Consider the following 20641-nt stretch of genomic DNA (forward strand, 5'->3'; position numbering starts at 1 on the left):
TATGTCGTTTGCCGAAAAAATCATCATCGACGAGGCGCCCGTTCGCTGGCAGGACGTGGTGGCCGTGGCGCGGCATGGGGCGAAGCTTGAGCTGGCCCCATCGGCCTGGGCGCGGATCGAGAACGCTCAGGCGATTGTCCAGCGCATCGTGTCCAGCGGTGAACGCGCCTATGGCGTCAACACCGGGCTTGGTGCCCTGTGCAATGTCTCGTTGCAGGACGAACAGCTCAGCCAGTTGTCGCACAACACCTTGCTCAGCCATGCCTGTGGCGTGGGTACAGCGCTGTCAGACGAACAGACCCGGGCGATCATGTGCGCGGCGATCATCAACTTCTGCCAGGGCCGTTCCGGCCTTCAGCGCAAGGTGGTCGAGGCGCTGCTGACCCTGCTCAACCAGCACATTACCCCGCAGGTTCCGAAGCAGGGGTCGGTGGGCTACCTGACCCACATGGCACATATCAGCATCAGCTTGCTGGGCGTTGGCCAGGTCAGCTATCGGGGCCAGATCGTGCCGGCGCGGCAAGCCCTGGACGAGGTCGGCCTGGCACCGGTGAAACTGGGTGCCAAGGATGGCCTGTGCCTGGTCAACGGTACCCCGTGCATGACCGGCCTGAGTTGCCTGTCGCTGGACGACGCTACCCGGTTGAGCCAATGGGCGGACGTTATCGGCGCCATGAGCTTCGAGGCGCTGCGTGGCCAACTTGATGCCTTCGACCCTGAAATCATCGCGATGAAACCGCACCCCGGCATGCAGCGTGTGGGCAGCAACTTGCGTCGCCTGCTCGCTGGCAGCGAAGTGATCGCCAGCAGCCACGGCATTCGCACCCAGGACGCCCTCAGCATTCGCTCGATACCGCAGGTTCACGGCGCCGCGCGCGATCAGTTGGCGCATGCGGCGCGGCAGATCGAAACCGAACTCAACTCCACCACCGACAACCCGATGTTGCTGGGTACGCCCGAGTCGTATCGGGTGGTGTCCCAGGCGAATCCGCACGGCCAGTCCGTGGCCATGGCGGCCGACCTGCTGGCAATCGCGGTGGCCGAGATCGGGGCGATTGCCGAGCGTCGTCTCGATCGCCTGATCAACCCGTTGGTCAGCGGCTTGCCGGCCTTCCTGGTCAGCCAGCCGGGTGTGAATTCGGGGATGATGATTGTCCAGTACGTGGCCGCGTCACTGTGTGCAGAAAACCGTCAGTTGGCACAGCCGGCAGTCATCGACAACTACGTCACCTCCGGGCTGCAGGAGGATCACCTGAGCATGGGCACCAATGCCGGGTTGAAGCTGCACCGGGCCTTGGAGAACTGCACGCAGATCCTGGCCATCGAATACCTGTTGGCGGCCCAGGCATTCGAGTTCCTCAAGGAGCAGCGTTTTGGTGCAGGTACCCACGTCGCCTGGCGGTTGTTGCGCGAACGGGTTCCCGCCTATGCCCAGGACCGTTGGTTGGCCCCGGATATCGTCAGCAGTGCGTCGATCTTGAAGGACCCTGGCCTGCTTGGCGCGGTATTCCCCGACTTGCTATGAAGGCCTCAATACCTGCGCTGTACTTGTGGGAGCCGCGCTTGTTGTGGCGACGAACCGCGAAGCGGCTCCGGCAATTTTGGGGCAGACCCAAGACCCCGGGGCCGCGTTGCGCCCCTTTCGCGACACAAGGCCGCTCCTACAAAGGCTCGGCTCTGAGCGCGACGGCGCAGCCATGAGGTAGAGGGCTGTCGTGGCCTGGCGAACAACATTCGAGCGCAACTGGAAGGCAAGCATGCAAACCGGCTTTGCGCTGCGCTCGATGAAACGCCACCCGGTGCCTAGTTCGCGGGCAAGAGGATCACGAAGTTCTTTTTCATGTCTTCCAGCACAGTCCATTTGCCCTTGGCGCCCGGCTCGATAATGAACGTGTCGCCAGCGGCCAGCGTGGTGGGGGCGCAACCCTCAAGCTCGATGACGCAGGACCCACTCAGGACATGGCAGAACTCCCAGACTTTGTAGTCGATGCGCCACGCTCCGGTGCTGGCTTCCCATTCACCGGAAATACGACCTTGCTGTTCATCGTGGTAGTACTTGGACGTCAGCGTATGAGGGGTGCCTTCCAAGACCTCTTCAAAAAAGGGAAGGTCACGCACCGGTTGGATATCCAGTTCGCGGAACACGGTCAGTTTGTTGTTCATGGTTTTTTCTCGAGCACGTTTTGGGTAGGGCGATACATCAAATAGGCTTCACCGGTTACGCCCAGCATCGGGTGCGCAACGATCTGGCAGGTTTTAACAATCTGAAAACCGTGACGTTCGTAGAAGCGGCGTGCACCGTGGTTTTCTGCATAGTCGATCAGGCACAGCCCATTCAGGCCAGCGTCCTCAGCACGTTGCTGGGCGTGGCGAAGAAACTGCACGCCCAGCCCTTGGCTGCGCCAGGCCTCATCCAGGGCCAGGCTGGATATGTACAAGGTGTCGGGTATTTCCATGTCGGCATAAGGCGCAAGGACCGGGTCTGTCTCGACAGGCCTGTCAGGGACCTCGCGCAAGGCATAGCTGTGCATCATGCCGATGACGCGCCCTTCGAAAGTGGCCATCAGGCAGTTCTTGTATGAGAAGTCGCCCTGTTCCCTGGCATAGCGAGACGCACCGACGCTCAGCAATGCTTCACCAGGTGCGGCAAGCTTGCTCCATATGTAATCGGCCATGCCCTCCGAAGTCAGTTGAAAGAAGCGCGCAATATCGCGCGCGTCCGAGGCTTGAGCGGGTCTGAAGTCGATAGGCAAGTACAGTGCTCCCATGGGATCGGGTGGTTAGTTTTCAAGGATTACGCCTTTGACAGGGGGCAGGGTAGGCGGGTTCAGCGGTTGCCATCATGCTCTGGGCGAACACCGTCAGCACGGCCTGCGACGTTGCCTATGTTCAAAGGCATGTGGCTGTCTAATGGCTCGGGCATGGGGAATCGATCATGCAATTACCGGAGGTGATGAGGCGAGAAGCGGGGCGCTGTGTACTTCCATGGTGGGATGGCCGGAATCTGAGCAGGTCTTGTTGCACGAACGGCAGCAACCGACCCAAAGCGGACGTAGTCAGCCCTGACAATTTGCCGTTCGGCGAGCCACACATTCACTGATGGAAGAGCAAACTCTTTTACCCTAGTGCTGCGGCGAATGCTTCTGGCGTCGGGCTCTCCTGCCATTGCGCCATCGTCCCCGGCAGCACCAGCCATGGCTGCTTGCGCCGTGTCCAGATATGCGCAACCGGCTCGAAACTCTCAGCGCCTTCCAGGATACCGGCCCGTACCACTCGCATGCCGGGTGCTGCCGTGGTCTCGTTGAACAGCCGGGTATGACATTTACCGCAGGCATGTTGGGTAGACGTTTGACCTTGGTGTTCATGCTTAAAGGTCGCCGTTTCGCCAGACACCTGAACAGCCGAAACCGCGCTCAGCATGTGCAGACCAAACGCACTGCCGCTCCAGCGCTGGCAGTTCAAACAGTGGCAGGCATACAGCGGCGGCATTTGCTGCGCCACGATCTCGATGGTGACTTGCCCACATCGGCACTGACCGGTGATTCTCATGCGTTGGTTCCTTACAATGACGCCCGGAAAAATGTGGGCGAATGATCGCTTTTCATGGGCTCGAGCAGAAGAGCAAATTAGGAGCAACTGTTGGCTAAGAATGTATGAGCGGCATTGAATGGGAAAGCCAGCGTGTATTTCTCGCCGTGTTACGCTCTGGAAGCCTGAGTGGCGCGGCGAAGTTGCTGGGTATCGCCCAGGCCACTGCGCGCCGGCGCCTTGACCATCTTGAACACGCTCTCGGTGTGAGTCTGTTCACCCGCACACCTCAAGGACTGACGCCTACTGCCGGAGCACAGCGCCTGATCGAACATGTGGAGGCCATGGATCTGGCCGCGCAAACCTTCAACCGCATGGCCAGCTCTGAAGCGTCGATGGATCACGGTACAGTCCGGCTGACCTGTGGCGAGTTGCTTGGCGTCGAGGTATTGCCCCACCTGCTGCGCCCTTTCCATTACGAACACGTCGGACTCAGACTTGAGTTGAGCATAAGCGATGCGCTTGAAGACATCGCCAGGCTGCAATCGGACATTGCGGTGCGGCTGATTCGGCCCAATGAAGCGGATATCACGGTGCGGCGTGTCGGCAGTTTGCGGATCGGCATACATGCCAGTGTCGCGTGCCTGGAGCGCTACGGTAATCCAGCCTCCATGCCGTCGCTGCGCCAGCGGCCGCTGATCGGGCCAGACAGACGCTCGGCGGATTTGCGTCGGTTTATCGAATCTGGTCTATGCGATGCCGACCAGCATTTCGCCATCGCCTCTGATCATCACCTTGCTCAGCTGGCCGCTCTGAAAGCGGGCTTAGGCTTCGGACTTTGCCCGACGCAAATCGCAAAATCGCACGGACTGGTACATGTGCTACCACTCGATTTTGGCTTTGAGGTAGACGTGTGGATCGCAATGCACAATGACCTGCGCAAAATTAACAGGATCGCTCAGGCGTTCGAGGTTCTTGGAGAGCAGTTGCATCAGTATCTATGCTTGGCCGATAAGTGAGCAGCGTAGGCCGTGGCATCCACTGTTAGGTCTAAACGGCTGCAATGGGTCGATTGCGGTCAGTCGCGACGGTCTGCTTTCGACCCATATCAGACAGCGATCCAAAGCTCTGTAGACAGTACCGGCCTAATCGCCAGCAAGCGCAGCCCCCACAGATTCGGCGGGGGTTTGCAAGCTGGTGACATTCAGGCTATTGATAAAAGCGATAGGTCCTACGTGGCAGGTATCAGTTCCATCAAAGAAAATGTGAGCCACGACGTAACCACATGATGGAATCTGTTATGAAAAAGGTCTCTTTCACCGAACGCATGGTCCATGCCGTGGGCTATGAAATCTTCGCGGTGCTGCTCTGTGCGCCACTGCTCTCGTGGATCATGGGCAAGTCGCTGGCCACCGCTGGCGCCCTGGCGGTCACTCTGTCGGTGATCGCGATGATCTGGAACATGGCCTACAACGCGCTGGTCGACCGTTTCGTGGCGACGCCGCGCATCCAGTGGAAAGCGCTTTCGCGCTTCGTTCATGGCCTGGGCTTCGAGGCGGGGCTGGTGGTCTGGTGCCTGCCGGTGGCGGCCTGGATGCTGCAGATCTCGCTGATGCAGGCATTCATGGTCGAACTGGGTTTCTTCGTGATCATCCTGCCGTACACCGTGCTGTACAACTGGGCGTTCGACCGGGCCCGGCACTTCATCGTGCAGCGCCGGGCTGTGGCCTGAGGCTTCAGAAGTGCTTGCTGACACCGGCTACCACGGTGGCGCTGCAGACATCGTCAAAGCCATAACTGCTGGCGCATTCGGCTTGCGACAGGTTGGTATCCAGGTAACTGAGGCGCCAGGTGAGCCCGAGGAAATCGCGTGTGAACCTGGCCTCCCATTCACGGTATGAGTCGCGCGACTGGCCGCTTTGCGACCAGTAGCTCGGGTCCTTGAAGTCCACGCGGCCGTAGCGCAGTTCCAGGCCGACCTGCAACGGTAACTCTGTTTGATAGCCCACCCAGGTGTAGAGGCTGTCCTGATCTTTGCCGTACTGGGTCGAGGAGTCGGTCGAGTAGTACGCCGCCAGCTTGAAACCCTGCACCGCGAGAATGGCGTAAAGCTCGGACAGGTTGTACTGGCTCTCCTTCGGGTAGCTGTACTTGATGTAGCCCAGGTCCAGGTTGACCTGCTCAGCCATCTGCCAGGCCCAGCCGCCGTAGTAGTCGACTTCCTGGCGGGTCTTGCTGGCAAAGCCGAAGTCGACGTTCGAGGTCCAGGCGCCGAGGTACAGGCCGCTGGCGTGGCTAAGCATGATGTCGGCCTGCAGCGCCGGGTCGCCCTGGGTTTGCGAGATGCCGCGGCTGCGGTAGTCACTGACCGCCGCCAGGTCGATGTCGACCGCGAAGTCATCATTGATCGGCAGGGCGAAGGCGACGGGGGCGAGCGTGGCGCAGCCGAACGCACACACGGCTGCCAGGGTAGCGTGTTTCATGGTGATCCCTATCTTGTGTTGTGGTTGTTGTGGCAGATAGAAAGGCGGCATGCCCGGGGGCATGCCGTGCAGGCAAAAGGAGGCGCAGCGGCTTAGCGGGCGTACACCTGGCGGCCGCCGAAGTAGGTGGCCAGTACCTGGGTTTCGCCCAGCTGCTGGTCGTTCACCGCGAGCACGTCACGGTCGAGGATGACGAAGTCGGCCTGCTTGCCCGGGCTCAGCGAGCCGATCTGCTGCTCCAGGCCCAGGGCCTTGGCGGCATTGGCGGTATAGGCATAGAGCATGGTCTGGCGGTCGAGGCGCTCGTCGGCGTTGAGCACGCCTTGCTCACCCTTGCGCGTTGCCGCCTGGGCGATGGCCAGCCAGGGGCTCGGTGACGACACCGGCCAGTCGCTGGCCCCGGCGATGGTCGCCCCCTTTTTCTGCAGCGAGTGGGCCGGGTACTGGTAACGGTACGCCGTTGCGTCGACGTAGGGCTTGACCATGTCGACGGTGTAATCGTCGCCGGCGGCCCACAGCAGCTGCATCGATGCGATCACGTCGAGGGCTTTGAAGCGGGCGAAGTCCTGGGGGTTGACCAGTTGCAGGTGAGTGATCGAGTGATGGATGCCGCTGTTGCCGGCCTTGCGCGCCTGCTCGATGCCGTTCAGTGACTCACGCACCGCACGGTCACCAATGGCGTGGATGTGCACCAGCCAGCCACGCTGGTCGGCGGCGCTGACCAGCTCGCCAAAATGTTGCGGGTCGATCAGCAGTTCACCCGGTTTGTGCGTGTTGTGGTACGGCTTGAGCAGGGCAGCGGACTGCGCGGGGTATTCGAGCACGCCGTCGGCGAACACCTTGATGCCCGGCAGGGTCAGGTTCGGCACACCGGCGAACTGCTTGCGCACGTTGTCGATGGTCTGCAGGTCGGCGGGGGTGCTTTTCGGGTTGACCACCAGCAGCGCGGCGACATGCGCGTTGAGCCCACCCTGCTCGGCGAGCGCTTTGTAGGCCGGCAGCACGCCCACGGTATGGTCGGTGGGTTTGATGGCGAAAAGCGCCTCGCCGGGCATGCTGTTGGCTGCCGGGTCCATCCAGGCGGTGATGCCCATGCTGTTGTTGAACTGCACGGCGGCCTGTGCACCCTTGAGCAAGGTGGCGGCATCGGCCTTGGGCAGTACGCTGGCGACCCGGTCCCAGCCGGCGTCGACCAGGAAGCCACTGGGCTGGCCATCGTCGAAGCGGCCGAGGGTGTCTTTTTCCTGGGGGCTCAGGCTGCTCAGCAACGCCTTGTCGATACCGGCGCGCTTGAGCATGGCCTGGTTGGCCCAGGCGGTGTGGTAGTCCTCGCCAATGAACACGATGGGCGTCGTGGCCCACTCGCCCTGGCTGAAGCGCGCATTCAGTGCCTTGGCCTGGGCCCAGTAGCTCGAGCTGACGCCGAGCACCTGCAGCACATTGCCGTTGCGCGCACGCCCGTCATCGCGCCAGGCCCGCAGGCGGGCTTCGAAGTCATCCAGCGGCAGCGCCTCGCCGCCCATGTCGGCGCCACTCAGTTGCAGGCCGCCGAAGATGGCGTGGGAGTGGGTGTCGATCAGGCCCGGCGTGACCCGTTTGCCTTGCAGGTCGATCACCTGGGTGTGCGCGTCGGCGAGTGCGCGGGCCTGGGCATCGGAGCCCACCGCCAGCAGCTTGCCGCCTTCGATGGCGATGGCCTGCACCTGCGGGTTGTTGCGGTCGGCGGTAAAGATCTTGCCATTGACCAGCACCAGGTCTGCGGCGGCCAGCGCTTGCCCCGAGGAAAAAGCCACGGCCATCGCCAGCAAGCCAGGAAGACATCTCGACATGTGTAGCCTCTTGTATTTATTGGTGTAACGCGAGCCTAACCAGCGCGCGCCTGGCATAGAATCGCCAGAACGCTAAAAAGCCTTTTGCCATTCAGGAAAAACCGCATGGATACGTTGGGTGCGATTTCGATGTTCGTCGCCACTGCCGAGCACGGCAGTTTCAGCCGCGCGGCCGAGGCGCTGGGCAAGACGCCCTCGGCGCTGACCAAGGCGGTGACACACCTGGAACGTGAACTGGGCAGCCAGCTGTTCGAGCGCAGCACCCGGCGCATCGTGCTGACCGAAGCCGGCCGGCTGTACCTGGAAACCGCCCGGCAGGTGTTGAAGAGCCTGCATCAGGCCGGTGAGGAGATCAGCCAGTTGCAGGGGGTGTCCGGCACCTTGCGCCTGACCGCGCCGCTGGCGTTCGGCCGGGCGTTCCTGGCCGATGCCTGTGCCGGCTTCATGCGCGAATACCCGCAGATCCAGCTGCGGGTGGAGTTGTCCGATGCCTTTGTCGACCTGATCGAAGCCGGTTACGACCTGGCACTGCGCGAAGGGCGCAGCGACCTGCCGGGCCTGATTGCCCGAGTCATCGGCCACAACCGCATCTTTCTGTGTGCCAGCCCCGACTACATCGCGCGCAACCCGCTGCCGGTGACGGCGCACAGCATCGGCCAGCACCACTGGCTCAAGTACATTCACCCGGCGCTGGATGCGCGGTTCTGGTGGCTGCAGTGTGACGGTGTGCGCATGCGCCTGCCGTATCCGCAGAAGGCGCGGCTGGAAAGCGACAACTACGACTTGCTGCTACGCAATGCACTGGCGGGGCACGGCATCCTGCACACCCCGGAGTGGAGCGTGCGCCGATACCTTCAAGAGGGGCGGCTGGTGCGGGTCATGGAACACTGCGTGATAGAGCCGGATGCGTTCGGTGAAGACATCCTTGCGGTCTACCCCAGCCACCGGCGCGCCAGCGGCAAGGTGCTGGCGTTCATCGACTACTTGCAGGGCTACCTGCAGCGGCAGTGAGGTTCAGCCGATAGGGTCCTGGCCGAGCACCTTGCTCAACGCCACCCGGGCATCTTCCAGTTGCACCAGCGAAGCATGCCGTGCGCCCAGGGCGTCGCCGTTCTGGATGGCGGTGAGGATCGCCTTGTGCCGCGGCAACGCCAGTTCGTCGAAGTTGGGGCGCTGGTTGGAGTAGCGCACCGACTCACGCAACGCCAGCGAGAGCATGTTGCACAGGTAGGCGAGCAGGTCGTTATGGGTGGCTTCGGCGATGCGCGCGTGGAAGTCCAGGTCCGGTTGCAGGCGTTCCTCGTGAGTGCTTGCGGCTTCCATGCGCAGGTAGGCCTCGCTGATCGACGCGACATCGGCAGGGCTGGCGTTGGTCGCAGCCAGTGCTGCAGCGGCGGGTTCGATGACCCAGCGCACGCTGGACAGGGTGTTGAAGAATTCCTGCTGTGGCGTGGCCTGCATCAGCCAGTGCAGCACGTCCGGGTCGAGCATGTGCCAGTCGTGACGCGGGCGCACCAAGGTACCGACGCGTGGGCGGGCTTCGATCAGGCCCTTGGCGGTGAGGGCGCGCATCGCTTCACGGAACACCGGCCGGCTGATGGCGTAGGCTTCGCACAGGCTGGCTTCGGCGGGCAGTTTGTGCCCGGGCTGGAGCTGGCCGGATACGATCTGCAGACCGAGGTCCTGGACCAGGGTGGCGTGCATGCTCTTGCGCGTGGTGGGCTGGCGGTAGTTCATGTGCGGTGCTGGCGGTCCATCGGAGCGGGGAGGGCATCATAGCATCACAAGTCGAGCACAGGTCTTGCTCTTGTAGGAGCGGCCTCGTGTCGCGAAAGGGCTGCAAAGCAGCCCCCGGGTACCAGCAACAATGCACAGATCGCCGGGGCTGCTTTGCAGCCCTTTCGCGACACGAGGCCCTCCTACAAGAGCAGGGCCAGCGCGGGGTCAGTGGGAGTGCTTGGGCACCTCAGAGCCCCGGCAGCCGACCAGGAAGTCGAAGTCGCAACCTTCGTCGGCCTGCATCACATGGTCGAGGTACAACTTTGCATACCCCCCGCTGATCAACGGCTGCGGCGCTTGCAGGTCCGCCAGGCGGCCGGCCAGTTCCTCATCGGAAATATCCAGGTGCAGGCGGCCTGCCTGGCAGTCCAGCTCGATCCAGTCACCTTCGCGCACCGCCGCCAATGGCCCGCCTGCCGCCGCTTCTGGCGCCACGTGCAATACCACCGTGCCATACGCCGTGCCGCTCATGCGCGCATCCGAGATGCGCACCATGTCAGTCACGCCCTGGGCCAGCAGCTTGGCCGGCAGGCCCATGTTGCCGACTTCGGCCATGCCCGGGTAACCCTTCGGCCCGCAATGCTTCATCACCAGCACCGAGCTGGCGTCGACCTCCAGTTCCGGGTCGTTGATGCGTGCCTTGTAGTCTTCGAAGTTTTCGAACACCACGGCGCGGCCACGGTGGCGCATCAGCGCAGGTGTCGCCGCCGAGGGCTTGAGCACGGCGCCCTTGGGTGCAAGGTTGCCGCGCAGGATGCAGATGCCGCCATCGGCCACCAGCGGCTTGTCGATCGGGCGAATGACGTCTTCGTTGTACAGTGGTGCGCTTTGGCAGTTGTCCCACAGGCTCTTGCCATTCGCGGTCAGTGCGTCGGGGTTGGGCAGCAGGTTGTGCTCGCCGAGGCGGCGGATCACCGCCGGCAGGCCGCCTGCATAATAGAACTCTTCCATCAGGAAACGGCCCGACGGCTGCAGGTCGACCAGGGTCGGCGTACCGCGGCCGACACGGGTCCAGTCTTCCAGTTGCAGGTCCACGCCGATGCGCCCGGCGATGGCCTTGAGGTGGATCACGGCGTTGGTCGAGCCACCGATGGCGGCGTTGACGCGGATGGCATTCTCGAAGGCTTCGCGGGTGAGGATCTTCGACAGGCGCAGGTCTTCATTGGCCATCTCGACGATGCGCATGCCCGACAGGTGAGCGAGCACGTAACGGCGCGAGTCCACAGCCGGGATCGCAGCATTGTGCGGCAGCGAAGTGCCCAGGGCTTCGGCCATGCAAGCCATGGTCGAGGCGGTACCCATGGTGTTGCAGGTACCGGCCGAGCGCGACATGCCGGCCTCGGCCGAAAGGAATTCGTTCAGGTCGATCTGCCCGGCTTTGTAGGCCTCATGCATCTGCCAGACGATGGTGCCGGCGCCGATGTCGCGGCCCTTGTGCTTGCCGTTGAGCATCGGCCCGCCGGTCACCACGATCGCTGGCACGTCACAGCTGGCAGCCCCCATCAGCAGTGCCGGGGTGGTCTTGTCGCAGCCGGTGAGCAACACCACGGCATCCACTGGGTTGCCGCGGATGGCTTCTTCCACGTCCATGCTCGCCAGGTTGCGGGTGAGCATGGCGGTGGGGCGCAGGTTGGACTCGCCGCTGGAGAACACCGGGAACTCCACCGGGAAGCCGCCGGCCTCCAGCACGCCTTTCTTCACGTGTTCGGCGATCTTGCGAAAGTGCGCGTTGCATGGAGTCAGCTCAGACCAGGTGTTGCAGATGCCGATGATCGGCTTGCCCTGGAATTCGTGGTCAGGGATGCCCTGGTTCTTCATCCAGCTGCGGTACATGAAGCCGTTCTTGTCGGCCGTGCCGAACCATTGGGCGGAGCGCAGGGGGCGTTTGCTATCAGACATGACGGACACCTTATTAGTATTACTATTTGTCGTTATTTGGCGACTCTATCGCTAAAAAAGCGCCTTGTGAAGGGTTGTTGTTTTAAATAGTAATACTATATGATCCTTTCACCGCGCCGGAGGTCTGCCCACAAAACCCCGGCCATGTGCTGTCCCCATTACAAGAACAATCGGAGACCTCGCCATGATTCAGGAGCAGCGGCTCGTCCGCCTGATCACGCTGAAACTCATCCCTTTTCTGGTCCTGCTTTACCTGGTGGCCTACGTCGATCGCTCGGCGGTGGGCTTTGCCAAGCTTCATATGGGAGCCGACATTGGCATCGGTGATGCTGCCTACGGCCTGGGGGCCGGGCTGTTCTTCATCGGCTACTTCCTGTTCGAGGTCCCCAGCAATCTGTTGCTCGACCGCTTCGGCGCGCGGCGCTGGTTCGCCCGCATCCTGGTGACCTGGGGCGCGATCACCATTGGCATGGCATTCGTCACCGGGCCCCATGGCTTCTATGTGATGCGCTTCCTGCTCGGTGCTGCCGAGGCGGGCTTCTTCCCCGGCGTGCTGTACTACATCACCCAGTGGTACCCGGTACGCCATCGCGGCAAAATCCTCGGCTTCTTCATCCTCTCCCAGCCACTGGCGATGCTGGTCACGGGGCCGCTGTCGGGCGCCTTGCTGGGCCTGGACGGCAACCTCGGCCTGCACGGCTGGCAGTGGCTGTTCATCTGTATCGGTACCCCGGCGGTGCTACTGGCCTGGCCGACCCTGCGCCTGCTGCCCGATGGCCCGGACAAGGTGCGCTGGCTGGACGACACTCAGCGCAGCTGGCTCAAGGAGCAGCTGGCCGAAGACCTGCGCGAGTTCGGCCAGACCCGCCACGGCAATCCGCTGCATGCCCTGAAGGATGGCCGGGTGTTGCTGCTGGCGCTGTTCTACCTGCCGATGACCCTGAGCATCTACGGCCTGGGGCTGTGGCTGCCAACGCTGATCCACCAGTTCGGCGGCAGCGACTTGGTGACCGGCTTCGTCTCGGCGGTGCCATACCTGTTCGGCATCATCGGCCTGCTGATCATTCCGCGCAGTTCCGACCGCCTCAACGATCGCTATGGCCACCTCGGCCTGCTCTATGCCCTGGGCGCCCTGGGCCTGTTCCTCAGCGCCTGGCTGACAATGCCGGCAATGCAGCTGGCGGCGTTGTGCCTGGTGGCCTTTGCGCTGTTTTCCTGCACGGCGATCTTCTGGACCTTGCCTGGGCGTTTCTTCTCTGGTGCCAGCGCGGCGGCCGGCATCGCCCTGATCAACTCGATTGGCAACCTCGGCGGCTACCTTGGCCCCTTCGGCATCGGCGCGCTCAAGGAGCACACCGGCCAGCTGTCCTCGGGCCTGTACTTCCTGGCCGTGGTCATGCTGTTCGGGTTGGCATTGACCGGCGTCGTCTACAACCGCCTGGAGCGCCGCCAGCGCCAGGCATCCGTGAACATTGCAACCGACAAGCGAGCACAAGCATGCGACTGATCCAATTCGAAACCGCCGCCGGCCAGCGCCGGGTCGGCGTGGTGGAGGGCGAGCGTGCCCTGGAAATCTGTGGCGCCAGCAGTACCCGTGAACTGGCCCTGCAGGCTATTGCTGCTGGCCGCGACCTGGCCACCCAGGTGCGGGCTGCAGGCCTTGGCGAAGGGCATGACTATCAAGCCCTGCTTGCCGAAGGCCGAGTGCTGCCACCGCTGGACCATGAAGACCCGGCGCATTGCCTGGTGACCGGTACCGGCCTGACCCACCTGGGCAGCGCCGCCACCCGCGACAAGATGCATCAGCAGCAGGCCGAGGGTGCCGTCACCGACAGCATGCGCATGTTCCAGTGGGGCCTGGAGGGCGGCCGACCGTCAGCGGGCGAGGAGGGTGCGCAACCGGAGTGGTTCTACAAGGGCGATGGCGCCATCGTCGTGCGCCCGGGGGCCGACCTGCCCTTGCCGGCGTTCGCCGAGGATGCCGGAGAAGAACCGGAGCTGGTCGGGCTGTATGTGATCGGCGAGTGCGGCACACCGTTCCGCCTGGGTTACGCCCTGGGCAACGAGTTTTCCGACCATGTGATGGAGCGCCGCAACTACCTGTACCTGGCGCATTCCAAGCTGCGCGCCTGCAGCTTTGGCCCCGAACTGCGCCTGGGGGCGCTGCCAGCGCACCTGGAAGGCCGCAGCCGCATCCTGCGCGATGGCCAGCAACTGTGGAGCAAACCGTTCCTGTCCGGGGAGCAGAACATGTGTCACAGCTTCGAAAACCTCGAATTCCATCACTTCAAGTACGCCCAGTTCCTGCGCCCGGGCGATGTCCACGTGCATTACTTCGGCACCGCCACGCTGTCGTTCGGTGACGGCATCCAGGCACGCCCCGGCGACACCTTCGAGGTCAGCCTCGACGCCTTCGGCCAGCCATTGCGCAACGGCATCGCCGCTGCTGACCGGGCGCCGCGCCCGGGCCTGGTGAAAAGCCTCTGAGCCTTCAATCGTTGTCACAGGAGTCAATCATGTCGGGAAGCAACTTTATCGGCGGCGCCCGCAGCGCCGCTGGCAGCGTGCGTCTGCAGAGCTTCGACGCACGCAGTGGCGAGCCCTTGCCGGTCGTCTTCAGCCAGGCCACGCCTGACGAGGTGGACGCCGCCGCCCGCGCCGCCGAGCAGGCCTTTGCCGGGTACAACGGCCTGGCGCCGCAACGACGCGCGCACTTTCTGGAGGCCATAGCCGAGCAGCTGGATGGATTGGGCGAGGCGTTCATCGATACGGTTTGCCGCGAAACGGCCTTGCCCGCCGCACGCATCCAGGGCGAGCGCAGCCGTACCAGCAACCAGTTGCGCCTGTTCGCCCAGGTACTGCGCCGCGGCGACTATCTGGGGGCGCGCATCGACCGTGCGCAACCGCAGCGCCAGCCACAGCCGCGACCGGACCTGCGCCAGTACCGTACCGGCGTCGGTCCGGTGGCGGTGTTCGGGGCCAGCAACTTCCCGCTGGCGTTCTCCACCGCTGGGGGCGATACCGCCGCCGCGCTGGCTGCTGGCTGCCCGGTGGTGGTCAAGGCCCACAGCGGCCACATGGCCACGGCCGAGTATGTCGGCGAGGCGATTCACCGTGCCGCCGAGGCCACCGGCATGCCGGCGGGGGTGTTCAACCTGATCTACGGCGCCGGCGTGGGTGAAGCGCTGGTCCGCCACCCGGCGATCCAGGCGGTCGGCTTCACCGGCTCGCTCAAAGGTGGCCGCGCCCTCTGCGACCTGGCAGCGGCGCGCCCGCAGCCGATCCCGGTGTTCGCCGAGATGAGCAGCATCAACCCGGTGCTGGTGCTGCCCGCAGCGCTGCAGGCCAGGGGCGAGCAGGTGGCCGGTGAATTGGCAGCATCAGTGGTGTTGGGGTGTGGGCAGTTTTGCACCAACCCAGGGCTGGTCATCGGCATTGCCGGGCCCGCGTTTGCGGCGTTTGTTGCGGCGCTCGGTGCGCGCATGGCCGACCAGCCGGGCCAGACCATGCTCAATGCTGGCACCTTGCGCAGCTACGCGAGTGGTGTGGCGCGCCTGCACCAACACCCGGGCGTGCGTCACCTGGCAGGGCAGGAGCAGCGCGGCGACCAGGCCTATGCTCAGCTGTTCCAGGCCGATGTCAGTTTGCTGCTGGAGGGGGATGAGCTGTTGCAGGAAGAAGTCTTCGGCCCGACCACGGTGGTTGTCGAGGTGGCCGACGCAACCGAACTGCGCCGTGTACTGGAGGCTTTACACGGTCAACTGACTGCGACGCTGATCGCTGAACCTGCAGACCTGGAGCGCTTTGCCGCGCTGGTGCCGCTGCTTGAACGCAAGGCCGGCCGGTTGTTGGTCAATGGCTATCCGACGGGGGTCGAGGTGAGTGATGCGATGGTGCATGGCGGGCCGTATCCGGCTACGTCCGATGCGCGTGGGACCTCGGTGGGGACGCTGGCCATTGATCGCTTCCTGAGGCCGGTGTGCTACCAGAACTATCCGGATGCCTTGCTGCCGGAGGCGTTGAGGAACGCCAATCCGTTGGGGCTGTTGCGCCTGGTCGATGGTGAGTACAGCCGGGAAGCCTTGATTTAGGGCTGCTGGCCTCTTCGCGGGCAAGCCCGCTCCCACAGGATTTGCGCCTGCCCTGAAATTTGCGCTTTGACTGTGGCAGCGGGCTGGCCCGCGAAAGGGCACTTGCAGACAAACGAGCAAGTCGCCCCAGCCTGTGAGAGGATGTCCACCACCCCAGCCAGGACCCCGAACGCAGCCTGATGAAGACACCAAAACGAATCGAACCACTGATCGAAGACGGCCTGGTCGACGAAGTACTGCGGCCCTTGATGAGCGGCAAGGAAGCAGCCGTCTACGTGGTGCGCTGCGGTGCCCAGGTCCGCTGCGCCAAGGTCTACAAAGAGGCCAACAAGCGCAGCTTCCGCCAGGCCGCCGAGTACCAGGAGGGCCGCAAGGTCCGCAACAGCCGCCAGGCCCGGGCCATGGCCAAGGGCAGCAAGTACGGCCGCAAAGAGGCCGAAGACGCCTGGCAGAACGCCGAAGTAGCGGCACTGTTCCGCCTGGCCGGCGCCGGTGTGCGGGTGCCCAAGCCGTACGACTTCCAGGACGGCGTGTTGCTGATGGAGCTGGTGACCGACGCCGACGGCGATGCTGCACCGCGCCTGAACGATGTGCACCTGGAGGCTGAAGAAGCCCGCGAATACCATGCCTTCGTCATCCGCCAGATCGTGCTGATGCTCTGCGCCGGCCTGGTGCATGGCGACCTGTCCGAATTCAACGTGCTGCTCGGCCCCGATGGCCCGGTGATCATCGACCTGCCGCAGGCGGTGGATGCGGCGGGTAACAACCATGCGTTCAGCATGCTGCAGCGTGACGTGGCGAACATGGCGCATTACTTCGGGCGCTTTGCCCCGGAGCTCAAGAGCACCCGCTACGCCGATGAGATGTGGGCGTTGTACGAAGCCGGTGAACTGCGCACGGACAGCCCGCTGAGCGGGGAGTTCGAGGAAGACGAGCATGCCGCCGACGTGTCTGGCGTGATGCGCGAGATCGATGCCACCCTGCGCGATGAAGCCCGCCGCCGTGCAGCGCGGGAAGAGGCCGAGCACGGGCCGGCCAAGGCTGAAGAGCCGACGCCGCCGTGGATGCAGTAACGGTTTGACTGCAGCTGCTCTGCGCAGCCTGCCTCTTTCTTCAGGGCCCCACCTTTATCTGGGTAGGGTGGGGTTCTGAAGGCGTTGGCTTGTCAGTGTCAGTAATAACGGCTTTAAATCTAATATTCCCGCATATATTCCTACTTTGCGGGTAATAAATTCCTACATATAAATTCGCGCCCCTCGGAACACTCCTACAGTAATGATTGGCTGTTGGGAATATTCCTGCAGGATAAGTCGGGTCCGTGTAGGACTATTATCCTATTGCCAGGCGCTAGTATCTGCCCATGTTCTAATTGCACATGGGGTGAACAGGTGTCCGATCAAGCTGAAGTCGGTGAGCACCAAACACGTGATAGCGGCCTGGCCTGCCTGGTCATGCTGGCGCGATATCACGATGTAGCGGTTTCTTCTGAACAACTGAGCCATGAGTTTGCAACGGATGGCATGCCATTTTCCGTTGCGCAGATATTGCGGGCGTTCCAGCAATTTCGCCTGAAAGCCAAACATCGACGCACCGACCTGAAGCGCCTGGCGCACATGCCGCTGCCGGCCATCGCAGCGGACAGGCAAGGTGGCTATTTCATCATTGCCCGGATAGAGGGCGAGCGAGTGCTGGTGCAGGACCCACGGGTTTTTGCGCCGCAAACCTGGACGCTGGCCGAGCTCGAGCAGCGCTGGGCCGGGGAGCTGATTCTGGTCCGCTCGGACGCGCCCTTGCCGCGAGGGCTTGAACGGTTTGACCTGACCTGGTTTATCCCGGCAGTGGTCAAGCATCGAAAGTTGCTGGGTGAGGTATTGCTGGTTTCACTCATCATCCAGATCCTCGCACTGCTGACGCCGTTGTTCTTCCAAGTGGTAATGGACAAAGTACTGGTCCACCGGGGCCTGACCACTCTGGATGTGATTGCGCTGGGCCTGTTGACTGTATTGCTCTTCGAAAGTTTGCTCAGTGGCTTGCGTGCCTATGTGTCGGCGCATACCGCTTCGCGCATCGATGTTGAACTGGGCGCCAAGTTGTTTCAGCACTTGATAGAACTACCGCTCGCCTATTTTCAGGCGCGGCGCGTTGGGGATTCGGTTGCTCGCGTGCGTGAACTGGAAAACATCCGCAGTTTTCTGACCAGTAACAGCATCACCTTGCTGTTGGATATGTTGTTCGTTGCGGTATTCATCGTGGTCATGTTGCTGTACAGCGGTTGGCTGACGCTGCTGGTCATCGCTTCATTGCCGCTTTACCTGCTTGTCTCGGTGCTGGTCACCCCTGTGTTGCGTGCCCGGATCGACCAGAGCTTTCAACGTGGCGCGGAAAACCAGGCCTTCCTGGTAGAAGCGGTCAATGGCATCGACACGTTGAAAACCATGGCTGTAGAGCCGCAAGTCACGCGTAGATGGAACCAGCAGCTGGCGGCCTATGTTACCGCCAGTTTCAAGACCCAGAACCTCTCCAACATCGCCAATGAAAGCGTTGCCCTCATCGGCAAACTGGTCACGGTCGGCACCTTGTGGCTGGGTGCGCGGCTGGTCATCGAGGGGGAACTGACGGTCGGCGAACTGATCGCCTTCAACATGCTCGCGGGCCGTGTGGCCCAGCCGATCATGCGCCTGGCGCAGTTGTGGACGAGCTTTCAGCAGACCGGTATCTCGATCCAGAGGCTGGGCGACATCCTCAACAACCGTACCGAGGTCAGCCATGGCGCGCAGTTGCCTGCGTTGAGCGGGGGCATCGAACTCGATCAGGTGTGCTTCCGTTATCGCCCGGGTGGCAACGAGGTCCTGCGCGACGTCAGCCTGAAGATCAGCCCTGGCGAAGTGATCGGCATTGTCGGCAGGTCAGGTTCAGGCAAAAGTACGCTGACCCGCCTGATACAACGGCTGTATTCGCCGGAAAGGGGGCGGGTGCTGCTCGATGGTGCCGACCTGGCGCTGGCCGATGTCTCTTCGCTGCGACGGCAGGTCGGTGTGGTGCTGCAGGAGAACATGCTGTTCCGGCGCACCGTGCGCGAGAACATCGCGTTGGCCAACCCTGCAGCCCCCCTTGAGGAGGTCATTGCAGCGGCCACGCTGGCAGGTGCGCATGAGTTCATCCTCGAGCTGCCTGACGGCTATGAAACATTGGTTGGCGAGCACGGCGCCAGCCTGTCGGGTGGCCAGCGGCAACGGATCGCGATCGCCCGTGCTTTGATGGGCAACCCGCGCATTCTCATTCTGGATGAAGCCACCAGTGCCCTGGACTATGAGTCCGAACGGATCATCCAGCAGAACATGGCGCGTATCTGCGCCCGGCGTACCGTGATCATCATCGCCCACCGCCTTTCTGCCGTGCGCCATGCCGACCGCATCGTGGTCATGGAGCGGGGGCAGATCATCGAGCAGGGCGCTCACGATGTTCTGTTGGGCAACCCGCAAGGCGCTTATGCCTACCTGCATCGGTTGCAACAGGGGGCGGCAGCATGAGTGCGCCTGTCCTCGACCTGCTGGAACGCTACCGCGAGGCATGGCGCAACGCCTGGGGGCGCCGCCGCGTCATGCAAGGGGAACCACGGGAAGCCGATGAGCTGGCGTTCCTGCCCGCGGCGCTGGCCTTGCAGGAAACCCCGGTACATCCGCTACCGCGCCGCGTGCAATGGTGCCTGCTGGCGCTGATAGCGCTGGCCTTGCTGTGGGCCTGCCTGGGCGAAATCGATGTAGTCGCCAGCGCCGAGGGCAGGATCGTGCCCAGCGGCAGGAGCAAGGTGATCCAGGCCAGTGAGGTCGCGGTGGTGCAGGCGATTCATGTGGTGGATGGCCAGACCGTTGCCAGAGGCGACCTGCTGGTTGAACTCGAAGGGCAACTGACCGCCGCCGACATCAAGCGCCTGAATAGTGAGCTGCTGGCAGCCCGGATCGACCTGGCACGCGCTGCTACCTTGCTGGAAGCGCTCGATGGCAACACCGCGCCGGCCTCCCTGGCGCCACGCATTCCCCAGGCCACGGCGCTACAGCAAGCAGCCGCACAACGCTGGCTGCATGGGCAGTACCAGGAGCTGCGCACTTCGTTGCAACAGGCGGATGCCGAAATCGCCCAGCGCGGAGCAGAGATGCGCTCGGCGCAAGCCCGCGCCGATGCGCTGCAGCAATTGCTGGTGATTACCCGCCAGCTCACGGCGGACTACCAGCAACTGTTCAGCGAGTCGGCGGTTGCCAAGCACACCTACCTGGAGAAGGAACAGGCCCGCCTGGAACAAGAGCGCGAGCTGGCCATTCAACGTTCACGCATCGAAGAACTGGGCGCTGCCCGCCTGGCGGCCCAGCACCGCCGCGAAGGCATCATCGCCCAGCTGCGCCGGGCCATGCTCGACCTGCATGCCGAGGCCGACCGGCAGATCGCGACCCTGAGCCAGGAGTTGTACAAGGCCGAGCAACGGCATCGGCTCCGGGCGCTGACATCCCCGGTCGACGGCACGGTGCAGCAATTGGCCATTCATACCCAAGGTGGAGTTGTGACCCCTGCGCAAACACTGATGGTGATTGTGCCAAGTGATCAGCCAGTTGAAGTGGAAGTGCAGATCGAGAACAAGGATATCGGCTTTGTACAGGCGGGGCAGGCGGTAGAGGTGAAAGTCGAGACCTTTACGTTTACCAAGTATGGCGTTGTGCCGGGGGTTGTTCAGAGTGTTTCCAATGATGCCGTTGAAGATGAGCGGCGGGGGTGGGTTTACAACGCTCGGATTCAGTTGGGATTAAGTACTTTGCGGATTGGGGATAAAGATGTGCCGCTTGCGCCTGGTATGGCTGTGCGTGCAGAACTGATTATTGATAAGCGGAAGGTGATTAGTTACTTCCTTAGTCCGTTGCAGCGGCATGTTAGAGAGAGCTTGGGAGAGCGATGAGACTGCCTAAGTGTGGTGTTGAAGAGTGGGCTCAATGAAGAAGTCACTGGGGGTGTACGTGTTGATGGTGATGTGGAATTTACTAAG

The 20641-nt window shown here is 62.8% G+C and carries 17 protein-coding genes; 10 read left to right on the forward strand and 7 right to left on the reverse strand.

Annotation, left to right across the window (positions count from 1 at the left end; all coding sequences use genetic code 11):
* Nucleotide 1 precedes the first annotated feature (1 nt).
* Nucleotides 2-1525 (forward strand): histidine ammonia-lyase, encoded by a 1524-nt coding sequence (gene hutH, locus BUQ73_RS10180; RefSeq protein WP_079227739.1) that lies wholly within the window; start codon nucleotides 2-4, stop codon nucleotides 1523-1525.
* A 278-nt stretch (nucleotides 1526-1803) separates the two neighbouring features.
* Here the strand turns inward: hutH and BUQ73_RS10185 are convergent, their stop codons facing one another.
* From BUQ73_RS10185 to BUQ73_RS10195, 3 genes are all read right to left on the reverse strand, one after another.
* Nucleotides 1804-2163: a cupin domain-containing protein gene (locus tag BUQ73_RS10185; protein WP_079227740.1), complete on the reverse strand. Its 360-nt coding sequence runs from the start codon at nucleotides 2161-2163 to the stop codon at nucleotides 1804-1806.
* Nucleotides 2160-2768 (reverse strand): GNAT family N-acetyltransferase, encoded by a 609-nt coding sequence (locus tag BUQ73_RS10190; RefSeq protein WP_079227742.1) that lies wholly within the window; start codon nucleotides 2766-2768, stop codon nucleotides 2160-2162. The genes BUQ73_RS10185 and BUQ73_RS10190 overlap by 4 nt, the downstream gene beginning before the upstream one ends.
* A gap of 349 nt (nucleotides 2769-3117) precedes the next feature.
* Nucleotides 3118-3549, reverse strand: coding sequence for a GFA family protein (locus BUQ73_RS10195; RefSeq protein ID WP_079227743.1), 432 nt, complete (start codon nucleotides 3547-3549; stop codon nucleotides 3118-3120).
* Nucleotides 3550-3653: 104 nt separating this feature from the next.
* On the opposite strand from BUQ73_RS10195, the gene BUQ73_RS10200 reads away from it, so the two are divergent.
* Both BUQ73_RS10200 and BUQ73_RS10205 read left to right on the forward strand, forming a co-directional pair.
* Nucleotides 3654-4547 carry a LysR family transcriptional regulator gene (locus tag BUQ73_RS10200; protein ID WP_079227745.1) on the forward strand — a complete coding sequence of 298 codons (894 nt, stop codon included), beginning with the start codon at nucleotides 3654-3656 and terminating at the stop codon, nucleotides 4545-4547.
* 281 nt (nucleotides 4548-4828) lie between these two features.
* The gene (locus BUQ73_RS10205) at nucleotides 4829-5260 is read left to right on the forward strand and encodes a multidrug/biocide efflux PACE transporter (protein WP_079227747.1); all 432 of its coding nucleotides are present in this window, start codon (nucleotides 4829-4831) and stop codon (nucleotides 5258-5260) included.
* Between the two features lie 4 nt (nucleotides 5261-5264).
* Here BUQ73_RS10205 and BUQ73_RS10210 read toward each other — a convergent pair whose 3' ends face one another.
* Nucleotides 5265-6011, reverse strand: a complete 747-nt coding sequence (locus BUQ73_RS10210; RefSeq protein WP_079227748.1) for a TorF family putative porin — start codon at nucleotides 6009-6011, stop codon at nucleotides 5265-5267.
* Nucleotides 6012-6103: 92 nt separating this feature from the next.
* On the reverse strand, nucleotides 6104-7840 hold the full coding sequence (locus BUQ73_RS10215; RefSeq protein ID WP_079227750.1) for an amidohydrolase: 1737 nt from the start codon (nucleotides 7838-7840) through the stop codon (nucleotides 6104-6106).
* A 105-nt stretch (nucleotides 7841-7945) separates the two neighbouring features.
* On the opposite strand from BUQ73_RS10215, the gene BUQ73_RS10220 reads away from it, so the two are divergent.
* Entirely contained in the window at nucleotides 7946-8851 is a 906-nt protein-coding gene (locus tag BUQ73_RS10220) for a LysR family transcriptional regulator (RefSeq protein WP_079227752.1), read from the forward strand.
* A gap of 3 nt (nucleotides 8852-8854) precedes the next feature.
* Here BUQ73_RS10220 and BUQ73_RS10225 read toward each other — a convergent pair whose 3' ends face one another.
* The gene (locus tag BUQ73_RS10225; protein WP_079227753.1) at nucleotides 8855-9577 is read right to left on the reverse strand and encodes a FadR/GntR family transcriptional regulator; all 723 of its coding nucleotides are present in this window, start codon (nucleotides 9575-9577) and stop codon (nucleotides 8855-8857) included.
* A 207-nt stretch (nucleotides 9578-9784) separates the two neighbouring features.
* Nucleotides 9785-11518: an IlvD/Edd family dehydratase gene (locus tag BUQ73_RS10230; RefSeq protein ID WP_027916855.1), complete on the reverse strand. Its 1734-nt coding sequence runs from the start codon at nucleotides 11516-11518 to the stop codon at nucleotides 9785-9787.
* Nucleotides 11519-11702: 184 nt separating this feature from the next.
* Between BUQ73_RS10230 and BUQ73_RS10235 the strand changes: the two genes are divergently transcribed.
* The 6 genes from BUQ73_RS10235 (at nucleotide 11703) to BUQ73_RS10260 (ending at nucleotide 20554) form a co-directional block, all read left to right on the forward strand.
* On the forward strand, nucleotides 11703-13025 hold the full coding sequence (locus BUQ73_RS10235; RefSeq protein WP_079227755.1) for an MFS transporter: 1323 nt from the start codon (nucleotides 11703-11705) through the stop codon (nucleotides 13023-13025).
* Nucleotides 13016-14005: an AraD1 family protein gene (gene araD1, locus BUQ73_RS10240; RefSeq protein ID WP_079227757.1), complete on the forward strand. Its 990-nt coding sequence runs from the start codon at nucleotides 13016-13018 to the stop codon at nucleotides 14003-14005. The genes BUQ73_RS10235 and araD1 overlap by 10 nt, the downstream gene beginning before the upstream one ends.
* A 29-nt stretch (nucleotides 14006-14034) precedes the next feature.
* Nucleotides 14035-15609, forward strand: a complete 1575-nt coding sequence (locus BUQ73_RS10245) for an aldehyde dehydrogenase (NADP(+)) (RefSeq protein ID WP_079227766.1) — start codon at nucleotides 14035-14037, stop codon at nucleotides 15607-15609.
* A 179-nt stretch (nucleotides 15610-15788) separates the two neighbouring features.
* On the forward strand, nucleotides 15789-16682 hold the full coding sequence (locus tag BUQ73_RS10250; RefSeq protein WP_079227768.1) for a PA4780 family RIO1-like protein kinase: 894 nt from the start codon (nucleotides 15789-15791) through the stop codon (nucleotides 16680-16682).
* A 378-nt stretch (nucleotides 16683-17060) separates the two neighbouring features.
* Nucleotides 17061-19139 carry a type I secretion system permease/ATPase gene (locus BUQ73_RS10255; protein ID WP_237772784.1) on the forward strand — a complete coding sequence of 693 codons (2079 nt, stop codon included), beginning with the start codon at nucleotides 17061-17063 and terminating at the stop codon, nucleotides 19137-19139.
* Complete coding sequence (locus BUQ73_RS10260; protein ID WP_079227771.1) at nucleotides 19136-20554, forward strand: HlyD family type I secretion periplasmic adaptor subunit; 1419 nt, start codon at nucleotides 19136-19138, stop codon at nucleotides 20552-20554. The genes BUQ73_RS10255 and BUQ73_RS10260 overlap by 4 nt, the downstream gene beginning before the upstream one ends.
* Nucleotides 20555-20641: the final 87 nt, after the last annotated feature.

Source organism: Pseudomonas putida, from assembly GCF_002025705.1.
GTDB lineage: Bacteria > Pseudomonadota > Gammaproteobacteria > Pseudomonadales > Pseudomonadaceae > Aquipseudomonas > Aquipseudomonas putida_J.

What these genes read in the sequence shown, in the direction of transcription:
- BUQ73_RS10210 (WP_079227748.1), bottom strand. Translation starts at nt 6,011, where the DNA reads ATGAAACACGCTACCCTGGCAGCCGTGTGTGCGTTCGGCTGCGCCACG.
- BUQ73_RS10195 (WP_079227743.1), bottom strand. Translation starts at nt 3,549, where the DNA reads ATGAGAATCACCGGTCAGTGCCGATGTGGGCAAGTCACCATCGAGATC.
- BUQ73_RS10245 (WP_079227766.1), top strand. Translation starts at nt 14,035, where the DNA reads ATGTCGGGAAGCAACTTTATCGGCGGCGCCCGCAGCGCCGCTGGCAGC.
- BUQ73_RS10185 (WP_079227740.1), bottom strand. Translation starts at nt 2,163, where the DNA reads ATGAACAACAAACTGACCGTGTTCCGCGAACTGGATATCCAACCGGTG.
- BUQ73_RS10200 (WP_079227745.1), top strand. Translation starts at nt 3,654, where the DNA reads ATGAGCGGCATTGAATGGGAAAGCCAGCGTGTATTTCTCGCCGTGTTA.
- BUQ73_RS10205 (WP_079227747.1), top strand. Translation starts at nt 4,829, where the DNA reads ATGAAAAAGGTCTCTTTCACCGAACGCATGGTCCATGCCGTGGGCTAT.
- BUQ73_RS10260 (WP_079227771.1), top strand. Translation starts at nt 19,136, where the DNA reads ATGAGTGCGCCTGTCCTCGACCTGCTGGAACGCTACCGCGAGGCATGG.
- BUQ73_RS10225 (WP_079227753.1), bottom strand. Translation starts at nt 9,577, where the DNA reads ATGAACTACCGCCAGCCCACCACGCGCAAGAGCATGCACGCCACCCTG.
- araD1 (WP_079227757.1), top strand. Translation starts at nt 13,016, where the DNA reads ATGCGACTGATCCAATTCGAAACCGCCGCCGGCCAGCGCCGGGTCGGC.
- BUQ73_RS10250 (WP_079227768.1), top strand. Translation starts at nt 15,789, where the DNA reads ATGAAGACACCAAAACGAATCGAACCACTGATCGAAGACGGCCTGGTC.
- BUQ73_RS10230 (WP_027916855.1), bottom strand. Translation starts at nt 11,518, where the DNA reads ATGTCTGATAGCAAACGCCCCCTGCGCTCCGCCCAATGGTTCGGCACG.
- hutH (WP_079227739.1), top strand. Translation starts at nt 2, where the DNA reads ATGTCGTTTGCCGAAAAAATCATCATCGACGAGGCGCCCGTTCGCTGG.
- BUQ73_RS10235 (WP_079227755.1), top strand. Translation starts at nt 11,703, where the DNA reads ATGATTCAGGAGCAGCGGCTCGTCCGCCTGATCACGCTGAAACTCATC.
- BUQ73_RS10215 (WP_079227750.1), bottom strand. Translation starts at nt 7,840, where the DNA reads ATGTCGAGATGTCTTCCTGGCTTGCTGGCGATGGCCGTGGCTTTTTCC.
- BUQ73_RS10255 (WP_237772784.1), top strand. Translation starts at nt 17,061, where the DNA reads ATGCTGGCGCGATATCACGATGTAGCGGTTTCTTCTGAACAACTGAGC.
- BUQ73_RS10190 (WP_079227742.1), bottom strand. Translation starts at nt 2,768, where the DNA reads ATGGGAGCACTGTACTTGCCTATCGACTTCAGACCCGCTCAAGCCTCG.
- BUQ73_RS10220 (WP_079227752.1), top strand. Translation starts at nt 7,946, where the DNA reads ATGGATACGTTGGGTGCGATTTCGATGTTCGTCGCCACTGCCGAGCAC.